This is a genomic window from Pseudomonas sp. D4002 (assembly GCF_013385665.1).
In the GTDB taxonomy this organism is placed as follows: Bacteria; Pseudomonadota; Gammaproteobacteria; order Pseudomonadales; family Pseudomonadaceae; genus Aquipseudomonas.
In genome coordinates this window covers 326,236-340,412 of record NZ_JACAPN010000012.1, presented here as the reverse complement: position 1 = coordinate 340,412, position 14,177 = coordinate 326,236, and the positions used below count along the sequence as shown (strand labels likewise).

The following is a 14,177-nucleotide window of genomic DNA, read 5'->3' as shown; positions in this document are numbered from 1 at the left end:
GCGTGCATCACGCACAGGGTGCGGGCGTTATCGCCACCCGATAGCGCTCGTCAAAATCATCCGCCAACTGTGCCAGCGTCACCTCTCCCAAACGCTGCAGCAGCAACGCCTGGGCATCGTCAAACGCCTGGTTCAGCGCCGCATTGACGGCCTGTTCCACCAGGCATTGCGGATGATCGGTGGACAGGCCGACGGCAAAGATCGACGACGTGCCAAGGGCATTGTGGATGTCCAGCAGGGTGATTTCACTCAGCGGCTTGCCCAGCATCCAGCCACCCTGATGGCCTTTTTCCGAACGCACATAACCTTTCTCCTTGAGCAGGCCCAGGGTGCGGCGTACCACCACCGCGTTGGTACCAAGCATCTGCGCGATGGTCTCCGAGGTGGCGCGTTCCTCGTGGCGGCCCATGTGGATCAGCACATGGAGCATGCGCGAAAGCCGGGTGTCGTTTCTCATCTGCAAGCCTCTGGAGTTCCTGCCCGAAAGTATCGTTCGTAACGATTGGAGTTGCGAGACGCTTGACGAGGTATTTTTATGTAACTTATGGTGTGTCGTGAGTGCCCGGCAACCGATGCAAGGGCCACCAGAGAGGTCATCTTCATGGTTTACGACGTGATTATCGTCGGCGGCAGCTACGCCGGAATGTCCGCCGGGCTGCAACTGGCGCGGGCTCGGCGCAAGGTGCTGGTGATTGACGCCGGGCAGCGGCGCAACCGGTTTGCGGCCACGTCCCACGGTTTCCTCAGCCAGGATGGTCAGCCGCCGGAGCTGATCGCTGCCGAAGGGCGAGGGCAGTTGATGGAATATCCGACGGTGACCTGGGTGCAGGACACCGCCGTTGAAGCGACTCGAAACCAGGATGGCTTCGTGGTGCGAACCCGTTGCAAGGGTGAGTTCAACGCTAAACGCTTGATTCTCGCTACCGGCGTGGTGGATGAGTTACCCGAGGTCGAGGGGTTGAAGGAGCGCTGGGGCAAGCATGTGTTCCATTGCCCGTATTGCCACGGCTATGAACTGGATCAAGGCCGCATCGGCGTGCTGGCGACGTCGCCGCTGGCCATGCATCACGCGATGCTGCTGCCGGACTGGGGCAACACCACGCTCTTTACCAACGGTGCATTTGTGCCGGATGCCGAGCAGCAGGCGCAACTGGATCGGCGTGGGGTCAGCGTCGAAAGCTCGGCGGTGCGGCGGATTGTCGGTGAGCGGGCGGATGTGGAATTGGCAGACGGGCGGATGATCGCGCTGGACGGTATTTTCACCCTGTCCCGTACGCGCATGGCCAGCCCATTGGCCGAGCAGTTGGGCTGTGAGTTTGTCGAAGGGCCGACCGGGCCCTACCTGCTGACCAACGAGACGCGCCAGACCACCGTGCCCGGTGTGTTTGCCTGCGGCGATGCCAACCTGGCCGGCGGCTCGGTGGCGCTGGCGGTCGGCGAGGGTGTGCGCGCCGGGGTGGGCGCGCACTTTTCGATGATCTTCAACTGAGGTCAGCGCACCAGGCACGGCCGCTTGTTATCGAACGTCCAGCCCGGAATCATGAACTGCATCGCCACGCTGTCATTGCGCGCACCCAGGCCCATGCCTTTGTACAGTTCATGGGCGTGGGCCACGGCGTCCATGTCGATGTCCACGCCCAGGCCCGGTTTGGCCGGCACCTTGATGTGGCCGTCGACAATCTTCAGCGGAGCCTTGGTCAACCGCTGGCCGTCCTGCCAGATCCAGTGGGTGTCGATGGCCGTGATTTCCCCCGGCGCGGCGGCGGCCACCTGGGTGAACATCGCCAGGGAAATGTCGAAGTGATTATTGGAGTGCGAGCCCCAGGTCAGGCCCCATTCGTGGCACATCTGCGCCACGCGCACCGAGCCCTGCATGGTCCAGAAGTGCGGGTCGGCCAGGGGAATATCCACGGACTGCAACTGGATCGCATGCCCCATTTCCCGCCAGTCGGTGGCGATCATGTTGGTGGCGGTGGGCAGCCCGGTGGCACGGCGGAATTCGGCCATGACTTCGCGCCCGGAGTAACCGTTTTCCGCGCCGCAAGGGTCTTCGGCATAGGCCAGCACATGATGCTGGTCGCGGCACAGGGCGATGGCTTCTTTCAGTGACCAGGCGCCGTTGGGGTCTAGGGTGATGCGCGCATCGGGGAAGCGTTCGGCCAGTGCAGTCACCGCCTCGATTTCGTCGCCGCCGCGCAGTACGCCGCCTTTGAGCTTGAAGTCATTGAAGCCGTATTGCGCCTTGGCCGCCTCTGCCAGACGCACGATGGCTTCGGGCGTCATCGCCTTTTCATGACGCAGGCGGAACCAGTCTTCGGCATCGCCTTCGCTGCGATAGGCCAGGTCGGTTTGCTGGCGATCACCGATGTAGAACAGGTAGCCGAGCATCTTCACCGCGTCGCGCTGCTGGCCTTCGCCGAGAAGGGCCGCCACCGGGACTTCGAGGAATTGGCCGAGCAAATCCAGGAGTGCCGCTTCCATCGCCGTGACGGCATGGATGGTGATGCGCAGGTCAAACGTCTGCAAACCCCGGCCCGCCGAATCCCGCGCGGCGAAGGTCTGGCGCATGGCATTGAGAATGCTCTGGTACTGGCCGATGGGCTTGCCGATCACCAGGCTGCGGGCGTCTTCCAGGGTCTCGCGGATGCGTTCGCCGCCGGGTACCTCACCGACGCCGGTACGGCCGGCGCTGTCGGTAAGGATCACGATGTTGCGCGTGAAAAACGGCCCGTGGGCACCGCTGAGGTTGAGCAGCATGCTGTCGTGACCGGCCACCGGGATGACTTGCAGCCCGGTCACGACCGGGGCGCTGTTGGCGTGGTGCTGGTGTTCTGTGTTCATCGTGTAGTCCTTATTTGCTCAAGACGGGTGCGGGTTGCAGCACGCTGCTGGTGGTCGGGCCGGGCAGTGTCCTGGCGAAAAACACCAGGATGGCCGCAAGGATCGAAGTGCCCGCCAGGCCATACAAACCGCCCTGGATCGAGCCGGTGGTCTGTTCCAGGAAACCAAAGGTGGTGGGCGCGACAAACCCGCCGAGGTTGCCGATGGAGTTGATCAATGCGATCACCGCTGCGGCGATGCGTGCATCCAGGTAACCCTGGGGAATCGGCCAGAACAGCGAGGACGCCGACTTGAAGCCGATCGCCGCGAAGCAGATGGCGATAAAGGCAAAGATCGGCCCGCCGGTAGTGGAGAGGAACATGCCCACGGCGGCGATCAACAGTGCCGCAGCGACCCAGGCTTGCTGGAACTTGAATTTGCCCGCCAGTGCCGCGAAGGCGTACATCGCGATGATCGAGATCAACCACGGGATGGAGTTGTAGAAACCCACCTGGATGTCGCTCAGGTCGCCCATCTTTTTAATGATGCTCGGCAACCAGAAAGTGGCGGCATAGATCGTCAGTTGGATGCAGAAATACAGGGCGCAGAACAGCATGATCTGACGGTCCTTGAGCAGCTTGCCCAGGGTCGGCTTGACCGTGGTGGCGGCGTCACGCTCGCGCTGTTCGCGGTCGATTTCGCCCACCAGCGCATCCTTTTCTTCAAGGCTGAGCCACTTGGCGTCGTGGGGTTTGGAGTCCAGCCAGAACCACACGAAAAAGCACAGCAGCACCGACGCCATGCCTTCGATGATGTACATCCACTGCCAGCCATGCAGGCCCAGCCCGGTGATTTGCAGCAGCACGCCGGACAAGGGGCCGGAGATCAGCGAGGCGAGGGCCGAGCCGCTGAGGAAGATTGCAATCGCCTTGCCGCGTTCGACGCCGGGCAACCAGCGAGTGAAGTAGTAGATCACCCCGGGAAAGAAGCCCGCTTCGGCCACGCCCAGCAGAAAGCGCAGGATGTAGAAGTGGGTTTCGTTCTGGATAAAGGCCATCAATGTGGCGGTGATGCCCCAGGTGAACATGATGCGGGTCAGCCAGATGCGCGCGCCGACTTTTTGCAGGAGCATGTTGGACGGCACTTCGAACAGCGCGTAGCCGATGAAAAACAACCCGGCGCCGAAGCCGTAGGCGGCCGCACCAATGCCCAGGTCGTGCTCCATATGGGTACGCACAAAGCCGATGTTGACGCGGTCGATGTAGTTGACGATGAACATGATCACGAACAGTGGGAGCACATGGCTCTTCACCTTCTTGATCGCGCGGGCCAGGACCGGGTCGGTGGCAGGCGCAGCTGTCGCAGGGCTGGAAGGGGTCACGAGGTCAAACTCCCACTGATTATTGTTGTGCGGGGACGTATTTGGGTTGCCGGAGATGTCTGACAACTTGATAGACATCATACAACTGCATTTTCAGAGATGGCAACCCTCTGTAGGAGCGAGCTTGCTCGCGAAAATCGTCAAAGATTACGAGGTTTGGTGCAATGTTTGCGCTGCGACGGGGTTTTTCGCGGGCAGGCTCGCTCCTACAGGTATTTGTTTGTTGTCATACAAGTTGGCTCGTCTAAGAATGCTAGTATTGCCAGGCGCCCCAGAACGGAATTCCTGATGCAAAACCCCAGCTCGGCACCTCATCGCAAGCGCTCCCCGGGCCTTGCCCACGACATCGTCACCGCATTGACCCAGCAGATTCTCCTGGGACAGATGGCGCCGGGTGAGAAGCTGCCATCCGAGTCCGCTATCGTGGGCGAGTACGGCGTCAGTCGCACGGTGGTGCGCGAAGCGCTTTCCAAATTGCAGGCCGCCGGGCTGGTGGAAACCCGCCACGGTGTCGGCACCTTTGTGCTGGAGCGCGACGAGCGCCACGGCCTGCACCTGACCCACGACACCGCCGCCAGCGTGCGCGGCATTCTTGAACTGCGCATGGGCCTGGAAACCCAGGCAGCCGCCCTGGCAGCCTTGCGCCGTACCGATGAACAACTGCAGCAGATGCGCCAGGCACTGGATGATTACCAGGACTCGCTGGCCAACAACGACAGTGCCGTTGAGCCTGACGTGCGCTTCCATCGCCTGATCGCCCAGGCCACCGGCAACACCTATTTCACCGACGTGATTTATCACCTGGGCCACTCGGTAATCCCACGCACCCGGATCAATGCCGAGGAACGCGGCGATGCGGACCTGATGGCGCTGGGGCGCCTGGCGAACCTTGAGCACGAGGCGATCCTGAAAGCCATCCGCCGCCAGGACCCGGACGCGGCCCGGGCCGCCATGCTGTTGCACTTGAGCAACAGCCTGGAGCGGATGACAGGAGAGTAGGCGGGGCTATTTGCTGTCCAGGAAGTCCAGCAGCGCGGCATTGAACAGCGTCGGGTCCTGCAGGAATGCGAAGTGGCTGGTGTTCGGCAGAATCAGCAGGCCCGCTCCCGGAATGGTCGCCGCGATGTATTCGGTGTGTTCTCGCTTGATCGCCTCATCGTGGTCGCCGTCGACAATCAGGATCGGAGTCTTGATGGACGCCAGTTGCGCGTCGGTCCAGTTGGGTTGGCTGGCCCACATATGGCTGATCTGCTCGACGAAGGCGTCGTACTCTTTTGGCGTCGGCGAGTGCCTGGCGTACTCCTGGCCGGCGCGTTCGATGAAGGCGGCGAAGGTCGGGTTTTTCTCTACGCCATCCTTGACCCCGGAGGTCTGGGTGTTGGCGGCAAAGGCAAACACCTTGCCGATACGGTCGGGATGGCGCAGGGCAAGATCGATACCGATGATTGCGCCGTCGCTCCAGCCGACGATATCGGCGCGGGGGATTTTCAGGCTGTCGAGTACGGCGACCACGTCATCGGCCATCAAGTCGTAACCGAAGGGGTTCTCGTCCCGGGAACTGCGCCCGTGGCCACGGCTGTCGAGGCTGATGACCGTGTGTTTGGCGGCCAGCGCCTTGACCTGGTTGCCCCAGTAATCGGAATTGGACAGGCCACCGTGCAGCAGGATCACCGGCGAACCATGCCCGGTCTTGGTGTAGTAGACCTTGATGCCATTGACGGCGGCATAGCCGGTCTTGGCCCCCGCAATCGGCGCCGGGGTGGGCGGAAGGGTTTCCCAGCGTTCCGCGGCCTGAACCCCGGAGAGGGACAGCAACAGGCAGGCAGCTGCCAATAAGCGACGTGACATGGCGATTCCTTTTTTGTGAGCAGGTTGAGGTCATCCGGCCAGATGTGCGCTCGACTCTAGCACCGTGTCTGCCTTGGGAAACACGCATTTTTTCCTATCAAAAACGCCCTTTGGAAAGAGAAAAATACAGTTATATCAATGGAATAAATTTGTCTTTTGCAGCGGGTGAGCTAAAGGTTTCAACTGGTGGTTTTTTCGGTCATTCCCGGCAGGGGCATTTTCTTCAATACCGTGATCCGTCTTCCCCTTAAGGTTCAGTCCGTACCCGCACAACAAAAAGGAACTGCAATGAGCTTGATCATTTCCATGGCCGCCTTCGCCCTGGCCACGTCCATCACCCCGGGACCGGTGAATGTGGTGGCCCTCAGTTCAGGCGCGCGCTTTGGGTTTGCCGCCAGCCAGAAGCATGTGGCCGGGGCCGCGTTGGGATTCACCTTGCTGCTGGTGCTGATTGGCCTGGGGCTGCATGAGGTGCTGGTGCGCTGGCCGCTGCTGACGCAGTTTATTCAATGGGGCGGGGTGGCCTTCCTGTTGTACATGGCCTGGAAACTGGCCGTGGACAATGGGCGCCTGGACGCTGAAGGCACGGCCACGGCGCCCTCGATGCTCTACGGCGCGATCATGCAGTGGCTCAACCCCAAGGCCTGGTTGGCGTGTGTGGCGGGCATGGGATTGTTCGTGGCCGACGGCGATGCGCAGCAAGTCTGGCTGTTCGCGGTGCTCTATCTGGTGATTTGCTACCTGTCGGTGGCGTGCTGGGCCTATGCCGGCACATTTTTGCGGCGCTACCTGAATAATCCGCAGGGCGTGCGTCTGTTCAATCGCTCGATGGCGGCGTTGCTGGTGGCCAGCGTGGGATATTTACTGCTCGCCTGAATCAGCCGCGATACTGCCCGGGCGTTGCCGCCAGGTGCTGTTTGAACGTGCGCTGGAAATGCGCCTGATCAGAAAAGCCGGCCGCCAGTGCGACGTCGGCGATCAACTGGCCGCTGCGCAACTGGGTGCGGGCAAACTGAATACGGCGATTGACCAGGAATGCGTGGGGCGTCATGCCGTAATACTGCTTGAACGCACGAATCAGGTACGACGGCGACAGTTCAGCCGCCTGGCAAATGTCTTCGAGCTTCAGGGCCTCGGTGCAATGTTCGCGGATATAGTCGGCGGCCCGCTCCAGCTTGTGATTGACCTCGCGCACCGGGGTCTCCGACGGGTTGAGGCGTTGTTGCACCTCGGTGAAAAAACTCACCACCGCACTCTGCTTGTGCAGGTGTTCGGCGTGGTTGTCCACCAGCACCTCATACAGCTCGTTCAGCCCGCGGTACAACGCGACATCCGTGGTGTGGGTGGCGGTGAACGGACGAAAGTCCTGGTCCTTGCTGAAACCCAGCTGGTGCTGCAGGTCGGTCAGCCAGGCCGTATCGATATACAGCATGTGATAGGACCAGGGCAGATCATCAATGGGGTTGCAGGCGTGGACATCCCCGGGATTCATCAAGACCACGGTGCCGGTGCTGATCTTGAAGGTCGATGCCCCATGGATGTACAGGCTCTGCCCGGCCGTGATCGCGCCGATGGAAAAGTGCTCGTGGGCGTGGCGGGTGTAGCAGACCTTCCGCCCGTCGGCGATGGTGCGAGCCTCAATGAACGGCAGGCGTTCGTCGCGCCAGAAGGACGGGGCAGTCGGTTCGAGGGGCGATCGCATCACTACAAGTCTCACCGGGAAACAATGCAGTGAATGATTACACAGAAACCGGCCTGCAACGTTTCATTTCATGGTTTCGGGTTCCATTCTGCGCAGGAAACCGATCCGCGGATCTACGCCGTTGATGGCGTTTGCCAGGGAAAGGGGTTGCTTCGCCGCCGCTCGCGCCTCATCGGCGCCTGTCAGCAAGTTCAGCAAGTGCGAGAGAAAGGGCAGATCTTCCATGTCAGTTCGGCTCCGTGCGGGTCGCCCACGTTTTATGGGCAACCGGAGCCCTCATCCTCGGATCGCCCGGGAAGGAACAACAGACGTACCTTCCTGACGGGATGTAGCCCGAGTCGACTGCCGTTGCAAGCGCTACGGCAGTCTGGCGTTTGGGCTCAAAAATCCCAGCGGGTCGCCAATTGCAGGCTGCGCGGCTCGCCGTAGAAACCGGTACCGAAGTTGCCCAGGCCGGTGTAGTACTTTTTGTCGAACAGGTTTTTCACGTTCAACGTGGTGCTCAGGTGCTCGTTGAAGCGGTAGCGCGCCATGACGTCCACCAGGAAGTAGCTGTCCTGGGTAATGCGTGAGTTGTGGCCGAAATTCACCGAGTCGTTGGGATCGGGCTGGAACACATTGCCGAAGAACTCGCTCTGCCAATTCACGCCGCCACCCACGGTCAGGTTCTCCAGGGCGCCGGGCAGGCGATAGGTGTTGAACAACCGCACCACTTGCTGGGGCGTGGTGGTTTGCAGCACGGAGCCGTAGACGTAATCGCCGTTGGCGTCACGGCTGTGCTGGTAGGTGTAGCCCGCCGAGACGTTCCAGCCGTCCAGCACTTCACCGGCCAGTTCGACTTCAAAGCCCTTGGTGGTGGCGCCGGCAATTGGGCGATACACCGAGTCGGTCTCAAACCCGGAAACGTACTGCGCAACGTTGTCCTGTTCGATGCGGAATGCGGCGAAGCTGGCGTTCAGGCGGCCGTCGAAGAAAGCGGCCTTGAGCCCGGCTTCGTAGGTGTCGCCTTCAATCGGATCGAGCAACTTGCGGTCGGCGTCCTTGCTGTTTTGCGGTTTGTAGATCTTGGTGTAGCTGGTGTACACCGACCAGATGTCATTCAGGTCGTAGACGATACCGGCATAGGGCGTGACGACGCCGGTCTGGCGGTAGGTGAAACGGTTGTCGGCCTTGGTCGGGTCGTAGAAGTCGGTGTTGTCGGTGCCGCTGAAGTTGCTGACGCGGGTGCCAAGGATCACCGACAGGTCATCGGTGGGTCTCAAGCGCGTGGCCAGGTACGCGCCGGTCTGGCGTTGCACGATGTCGTTCTGGCCGCTGCGGGGAATGTCAGGCTTCGGGTATTCGCCGCGCCAGTCGTAAATGTTGCCACCCACGGGCGGGTAGATCGAGCCGTACACCGGCACGTCCTGTTTCGAGCGGGTAGCCATGAAGCCCATGATCAACTCATGCTCGCGCCCGAACAGGCTGAAGGGGCCATTGAGGTTGATGTCCAGGGTGTTTTGCACCTGGTCACCCTTGTATTTGCCCATGAACATGTACATCCCGCCGCCCGTGACCGGGTCCGGGTTGCCGCCGCTGGCGGAGGCGAGCAGCGTGTCGTGCTGGCTGCGCTTGCGGTCGAGGCTGACTTTCAGCGACCAGTCGTTCGCGAGCTTTTGTTGCACCGAGGCAAACAGGGTCTGGTTCTGGAAGTCGCGGCGGCTCCAGTCGGCGGCCGGGTTGAAGGACCGCGAGAAGTCGGTGCGTGAACCGTTGCTGAAGTACATCGGGAAGCCGGTCCAGCTGGCGCCACGGGAGCGGGTGTCCTGCTGGTCGATGCCGAAGGTCAGCAGGGTGTCCGGCGTCAGGTCGGCTTCGAGGATGCCGTAGGCAATGTCCTTGGTGTTCTGGTAGTGGTCCAGGTACGACTGGCGATCCTGATACACGCCGACGAAGCGCCCGCGCACGTTGCCGGAGTCGGTCAAAGGCCCGGAAATATCGCCTTCGGTGCGGTAGTTGTCCCACGAGCCGAAGGTCTGGGTGACCGAGGCCTTGAAGTCCCGGGTGGGCTTTTTGCGAATCAGGTTGACCGTGGCCGAAGGATCGCCGGAGCCGGACATCAGGCCGGCTGAGCCCTTGATGATTTCCAGGCGGTCATACACCGCCATGTCGGTGCTGGTGGTGCCGTAGTCATACACGCCGTCGTAGGTGGAGTTGACCCCGTCGTACTGGAAGTTGGTGATCGGCAGGCCGCGGCTGGAAAACTCCCAGCGTTCGCTGTCGTAATTCTGCACGCTCACGCCCGGTGCACGGCGCAGGGTGTCGGCGATGCTGGTGGAGCCTTGGTCGTCCATTTGTTGGCGGGTGATCACTGTTACCGACTGCGGCGTCTCGCGCATCGACAGCGCCAGGCCGGTGGCCGAAGCCATGGCGCCGGTGGTGTAGGAGTGCGTATCTTCGGTGGTGGCGCCCAGGCCTTCGCCGGAGATGGTGGTGGCGCCCAGTTCCAGGGCGCCGGTGTTGGCCGGGACCAACTCCAGCACGTAGCCGTTGTTGCCCTGGGGCACGGCCTGCAAGCCGCTGCCTTGCAACAGCCGTTGCAAACCGCTGGCCGGGGTGTAGCTGCCGTTGAGGCCCGGGCTGGTTTTGCCGCTGGCCAGGCTGTTGTGGCCGGCGAAAAAGATCCCGGACTGTTCGGCGAAGCTGTTCAGCACGTTGACCAACGAACCCGCGGCGATGGTGTAGTGGCGGGCCGTTTCCTGAGTAGACGGCGACTCGGCGGCTTGCGCGTCGAGCGCGCCCAGGCACAACAAGGTAGCAGTAACGGCCAGCGCCAGCGGGCGCAAAGTGAAGCGAACGGGTTGCGACATGAACATTCCCTTTGGATCAAATCGATCGGCGAATTGAAAGCATCTGCAGGGTTTACCGAACGAGTTTTGGAAAAGGGAACTGACGGCTGAAAGTTTTTATGTGCCTGGGTGTTTGGGCCTGACCGTGACCCACCACGGCATGAGCGTGTCGACCTGAATCGGCAGCGCGGCCTGTAGCAGGCGCAGTGCGTGGTCGCTGTCTTTGAGGGGGAACGAACCCATTACCGGCAATTGCGCCACGGCTGGATCACAACCCAGGTGGCCGGGGCGAAAACGATTGAGTTCGGCGACCAGTTGGCCAAGCGGCAGGTTGTCGGCCAGCAGTACGCCACGGCTCCAGGCCTCACGGGTGGCGGATGCGGGTGAATGGAGATTGAACCCATCGCGGGTGAAGGCCACTTGTTGCCCGGCCTCGATGATTCGTTGTTGCTGGCTGGCGGCGGTGCGCACTTCGACCCGACCTTCAAACACATTGAGCACGGTGCTGTCGCCGTCCTGCAACACGCTGAAGCGGGTGCCGAGTGCCCGCAGGCGGCCCTGTTGGGTCTCCACCAGGAACGGGCGGTTCGGGTCCTTGGCGGTCTCGATCAGCACTTCGCCGAAACGCAGGTGCAGCAAGCGCTGGACCCGGTCAAAACGTACATCCAGGGCGCTCAAGGCGTTCAACCACAGGCGACTGCCATCGTCCAGCAGCGCTTCGCGGGTTTCACCGCCGGCGGTTGCGTAATCCGCACTCCAGCCTCCCACCAACCGGGGCAGGGCGGTGTTGCGCCAGGTGCCCCAGGCCAGCGTTGAACCGGCACACAACACCAGCAGGGTCTTGAGCGTCTGGCGCCGAGAGCTGCGCAACGCACGGCTGGCGCTGTGGGATTGCTCGGCCAACGGCGCAAAGCGTTGGCTGACCCGCTCTACATAACCCCAGGCGGCCTGGTGTTCCGGACTTTGCCCGAGCCATGCCTGCCAGTGCTGGGCAGCCTCTGGCTGATCCTGCAGGCGTACGTACCAATGGGCCGCTTGCTCAAGGCTGGCATGGCTGAGCTTTCCGGGGCTGTTCACTCCACGAGCATCCCGTCCAGTTCGGCTTCCAGCACCGCACAATGCAGCAGCGCCTGGGCCAGGTATTTTTTCACCATCCGTTCGCCTACCCCGAGCTGTTCGCCGATCTGCTTGTAGGGCAGGCCGTGTAACTGCGCCAGCAGGAATGCCTCGCGGACTTTGTGGGGCAGCCGCGCGAGCATGGCATCCACTTCGTACAGGGTTTCGACAATGATTGCCCGCTGCTCCGGCGACGGTTGCAGGGCTTGCGGCCGGTCCGCGAGGCTTTGCAGCCACGCTTGTTCCAGTTGGCGCCGACGCCAGTGATCAATGCACAACCCCCGGGCGATGGTGGCCAGGTAGGAGCGCTCCCGCGTCTCATCGGCGCCGGCCGGCGGGCGCTTGAGTACCCGGATGAAGGTGTCATGGGCCAGGTCCGCCGCATCCCAGCGATTGCTCAGGCGCCGGCGCAGCAGCCCCAGCAGCCAGGAATGGTGATTGCCGTAGAGGTCGCTGAACGAGGTGGACGGGGTCGACACAGTATCCATGTGGCGCAGAAGCCTTGGCGTAAATAAGAATTGGTCGCGATTAAACCAAAGGGCCGGGCACTGCGCAAATGATATTGGTTTGCTTTTGCGGCGTTGTCAGCGCCCACGCTTTTCGGCAATCCATGCGGTGGCCAGGTCGATAAAGGCCCGCAGTTTCGGTTGGCTCTGGGTTCGGGCGGGGAAATACAGGTAAAGCCCGCTGCTTGGCGGTACGAAAGATTGCAGCACGGGCTCCAGTGCGCCTGAAGCCAGGTCCTCCATGACCTCGAAATCACTCACGTACGCCAGGCCCTGGCCGGCCCGCGCGGCGGCGATCATCAGGTTGCGGTCATTGACGATCAACCCGCCTTGAACGCCGACCGTAAATTCCCGGCCCGCCCGCTCGAATTCCCAGCGGTGTGCCATGCCCGAGGTCAGGAAGCGATAACCGATGGTTTGATGGGCCGTGAGCGCTTCCGGCGTTGTCGGCTTGCCGGCCTTGGCAAAGTAGGCGGGAGAGCCCACCACCGACCAGTTCAGGTCCGGGGTCAGGCGCACGGCAACCATGTCTTTGTCGATGGATTCCCCCAGGCGAATACCGGCGTCGAAGCCCTCGGTCACCAGGTCCACCGTGGCATCGTCGAGGGAAATATCCAGCACCACATCGGGGAAGGCCTCGCGAAAACGCGGGATCAACGGCTCGATCAGCAACTTGCCCGACAACCTTGGCACCGTCAGCCGCAGGGTGCCCATGGGCCGGTCGCGGTAGCCACTGAGGGCCGCCAGCGCTTCGTCAATCTCCCCGGCGGCGGGGCGCAGGCGGCTGTAAAGCGTCATGCCGGCCTCGGTCAGCGCCACCCGGCGCGTGGTGCGCTGGAACAGCACCACACCCGTGCGCTTCTCCAGGGTCTTCACCGCATGGCTGACCGCCGTCGGTGTTACGCCGAGGCGTGCAGCGGCCTGGGTGAAGCTCTTCAGTTCGGCCACGGCGAGAAATTCGGTCAAGCCATTGAAGGGATCAAGGTTCATCAGTCAGCCATTATGAAATTCTGTTTCAGAGTGCTTGTAGCACGAGACGGTTTTTCAGGCTAATGCCTCAGCGTACTTTGGCTTCACATTCACTCCATCAGGTACGGATCATGACAACGGCACATTCCTTCAAGCGTGTTTGGCTGGTAACCGGGGCTTCCCGGGGCATCGGCGCGAAAATCGTCGCGGCAGCACTGGCCCACGGTGATGCGGTGGTGGCCACGGCCCGCAACGCCCATACCGTCACCCAACGCTTCGGCGAGCAACCCGGGCTGCTGGCGGTGCAGCTGGACGTGACCGACGAATCCCAGGCTGCCGACGTTGCCCGTGCCGCCATTGAGCACTTCGGGCGCATTGATGTGTTGGTCAACAATGCCGGTTTTGGCCTGCTGGGCGCGGTGGAGGAGGCGTCTGCCGATGAGGTTCGCCGCTTGTATGAAACCAACGTGTTCGGGCTGCTCAATGTCACTCGCGGTGTATTGCCGTTCATGCGCCAGGCGCGCAGCGGGCATGTGATCAATATTTCGTCGGTGGGCGGCTTCCGTTCGGGTGCGGGATTCGGCACGTACTGCTCGACCAAGTTTGCCGTTGAAGGGTTGAGCGAGGCGCTGCACGCAGAGCTGGCACCCTTGGGCGTCAAGGTGACGGTGGTGGAGCCGGGTTATTTCCGCACCGACTTCCTGGATGGCAACTCCCTGGTGGAGTCGCCCCTGATCATCGACGACTACGCCGCCACGTCCGGCGAGGTGCGCAAGCTGGCCAAGGTCTACAACCAGCAGCAACCGGGTAACCCGGAGCTGCTGGCAGTGGCCATGATCAAGCTGGTGGACGCGCCGCATCCGCCGATGCGCCTGGCCCTGGGCACCGACACGTTGCAGGCGATTGAGGACAAGCTGGCCTACGTCAAGGAAGAGACCGACACCTGGCGTGAATTGTCGGCCTCAACCGATTTCTGACACCCAATGGCGTAGCAGCTGTCGAGCCGC

The 14,177-nt window shown here is 62.0% G+C and carries 14 protein-coding genes; 4 read left to right on the top strand and 10 right to left on the bottom strand.

Going from position 1 to position 14,177, the window contains the following annotated elements:
- Positions 1–7 precede the first annotated feature (7 nt).
- Positions 8–457 carry an Rrf2 family transcriptional regulator gene (locus HX824_RS06475; protein WP_008435227.1) on the bottom strand — a complete coding sequence of 150 codons (450 nt, stop codon included), beginning with the start codon at positions 455–457 and terminating at the stop codon, positions 8–10.
- Between the two features lie 144 nt (positions 458–601).
- On the opposite strand from HX824_RS06475, the gene HX824_RS06470 reads away from it, so the two are divergent.
- On the top strand, positions 602–1,489 hold the full coding sequence (locus tag HX824_RS06470; protein ID WP_177054330.1) for an NAD(P)/FAD-dependent oxidoreductase: 888 nt from the start codon (positions 602–604) through the stop codon (positions 1,487–1,489).
- A 2-nt stretch (positions 1,490–1,491) separates the two neighbouring features.
- Here HX824_RS06470 and gudD read toward each other — a convergent pair whose 3' ends face one another.
- Both gudD and HX824_RS06460 read right to left on the bottom strand, forming a co-directional pair.
- Positions 1,492–2,841 (bottom strand): glucarate dehydratase, encoded by a 1,350-nt coding sequence (gudD, locus tag HX824_RS06465; protein WP_134326403.1) that lies wholly within the window; start codon positions 2,839–2,841, stop codon positions 1,492–1,494.
- Positions 2,842–2,851: 10 nt separating this feature from the next.
- Positions 2,852–4,201 carry an MFS transporter gene (locus HX824_RS06460; RefSeq protein ID WP_008435222.1) on the bottom strand — a complete coding sequence of 450 codons (1,350 nt, stop codon included), beginning with the start codon at positions 4,199–4,201 and terminating at the stop codon, positions 2,852–2,854.
- Positions 4,202–4,489: 288 nt separating this feature from the next.
- On the opposite strand from HX824_RS06460, the gene HX824_RS06455 reads away from it, so the two are divergent.
- Positions 4,490–5,200: a FadR/GntR family transcriptional regulator gene (locus HX824_RS06455; protein ID WP_003207438.1), complete on the top strand. Its 711-nt coding sequence runs from the start codon at positions 4,490–4,492 to the stop codon at positions 5,198–5,200.
- Positions 5,201–5,206: 6 nt separating this feature from the next.
- On the opposite strand, the gene HX824_RS06450 is transcribed toward HX824_RS06455, so the two are convergent.
- Complete coding sequence (locus HX824_RS06450; RefSeq protein ID WP_134326405.1) at positions 5,207–6,049, bottom strand: alpha/beta fold hydrolase; 843 nt, start codon at positions 6,047–6,049, stop codon at positions 5,207–5,209.
- Positions 6,050–6,337: 288 nt separating this feature from the next.
- Here HX824_RS06450 and HX824_RS06445 point away from each other — a divergent pair, with 288 nt between their 5' ends.
- Positions 6,338–6,925 (top strand): LysE family translocator, encoded by a 588-nt coding sequence (locus HX824_RS06445; protein ID WP_134326406.1) that lies wholly within the window; start codon positions 6,338–6,340, stop codon positions 6,923–6,925.
- Position 6,926: 1 nt separating this feature from the next.
- On the opposite strand, the gene HX824_RS06440 is transcribed toward HX824_RS06445, so the two are convergent.
- The 6 genes from HX824_RS06440 to HX824_RS06415 all read right to left on the bottom strand — a co-directional run bounded on the left by HX824_RS06440 (position 6,927) and on the right by HX824_RS06415 (position 13,191).
- A complete protein-coding gene (locus tag HX824_RS06440; protein WP_003207444.1) occupies positions 6,927–7,751 on the bottom strand; it encodes an AraC family transcriptional regulator in 825 nt (274 codons plus the stop codon).
- Positions 7,752–7,814: 63 nt separating this feature from the next.
- On the bottom strand, positions 7,815–7,976 hold the full coding sequence (locus HX824_RS06435; protein ID WP_177054329.1) for a hypothetical protein: 162 nt from the start codon (positions 7,974–7,976) through the stop codon (positions 7,815–7,817).
- A gap of 155 nt (positions 7,977–8,131) precedes the next feature.
- A complete protein-coding gene (locus HX824_RS06430) occupies positions 8,132–10,600 on the bottom strand; it encodes a TonB-dependent siderophore receptor (protein ID WP_371319408.1) in 2,469 nt (822 codons plus the stop codon).
- A 96-nt stretch (positions 10,601–10,696) separates the two neighbouring features.
- Complete coding sequence (locus tag HX824_RS06425; RefSeq protein WP_177054327.1) at positions 10,697–11,656, bottom strand: FecR domain-containing protein; 960 nt, start codon at positions 11,654–11,656, stop codon at positions 10,697–10,699.
- Complete coding sequence (locus HX824_RS06420) at positions 11,653–12,183, bottom strand: sigma-70 family RNA polymerase sigma factor (RefSeq protein ID WP_177019984.1); 531 nt, start codon at positions 12,181–12,183, stop codon at positions 11,653–11,655. The genes HX824_RS06425 and HX824_RS06420 overlap by 4 nt, the downstream gene beginning before the upstream one ends.
- Before the next feature lie 96 nt (positions 12,184–12,279).
- Positions 12,280–13,191: a LysR family transcriptional regulator gene (locus tag HX824_RS06415; protein ID WP_003207454.1), complete on the bottom strand. Its 912-nt coding sequence runs from the start codon at positions 13,189–13,191 to the stop codon at positions 12,280–12,282.
- Positions 13,192–13,301: 110 nt separating this feature from the next.
- Here HX824_RS06415 and HX824_RS06410 point away from each other — a divergent pair, with 110 nt between their 5' ends.
- A complete protein-coding gene (locus tag HX824_RS06410) occupies positions 13,302–14,147 on the top strand; it encodes an oxidoreductase (protein ID WP_134326411.1) in 846 nt (281 codons plus the stop codon).
- The last annotated feature ends 30 nt before the right edge of the window (positions 14,148–14,177 follow it).

Coding starts and splice junctions, on each gene's coding strand:
- HX824_RS06450 (WP_134326405.1), bottom strand. CDS start 6,049: ATGTCACGTCGCTTATTGGCAGCTGCCTGCCTGTTGCTGTCCCTCTCC.
- HX824_RS06430 (WP_371319408.1), bottom strand. CDS start 10,600: ATGTCGCAACCCGTTCGCTTCACTTTGCGCCCGCTGGCGCTGGCCGTT.
- HX824_RS06470 (WP_177054330.1), top strand. CDS start 602: ATGGTTTACGACGTGATTATCGTCGGCGGCAGCTACGCCGGAATGTCC.
- HX824_RS06410 (WP_134326411.1), top strand. CDS start 13,302: ATGACAACGGCACATTCCTTCAAGCGTGTTTGGCTGGTAACCGGGGCT.
- HX824_RS06455 (WP_003207438.1), top strand. CDS start 4,490: ATGCAAAACCCCAGCTCGGCACCTCATCGCAAGCGCTCCCCGGGCCTT.
- HX824_RS06475 (WP_008435227.1), bottom strand. CDS start 457: ATGAGAAACGACACCCGGCTTTCGCGCATGCTCCATGTGCTGATCCAC.
- HX824_RS06440 (WP_003207444.1), bottom strand. CDS start 7,751: ATGCGATCGCCCCTCGAACCGACTGCCCCGTCCTTCTGGCGCGACGAA.
- HX824_RS06420 (WP_177019984.1), bottom strand. CDS start 12,183: ATGGATACTGTGTCGACCCCGTCCACCTCGTTCAGCGACCTCTACGGC.
- HX824_RS06435 (WP_177054329.1), bottom strand. CDS start 7,976: ATGGAAGATCTGCCCTTTCTCTCGCACTTGCTGAACTTGCTGACAGGC.
- gudD (WP_134326403.1), bottom strand. CDS start 2,841: ATGAACACAGAACACCAGCACCACGCCAACAGCGCCCCGGTCGTGACC.
- HX824_RS06445 (WP_134326406.1), top strand. CDS start 6,338: ATGAGCTTGATCATTTCCATGGCCGCCTTCGCCCTGGCCACGTCCATC.
- HX824_RS06415 (WP_003207454.1), bottom strand. CDS start 13,191: ATGAACCTTGATCCCTTCAATGGCTTGACCGAATTTCTCGCCGTGGCC.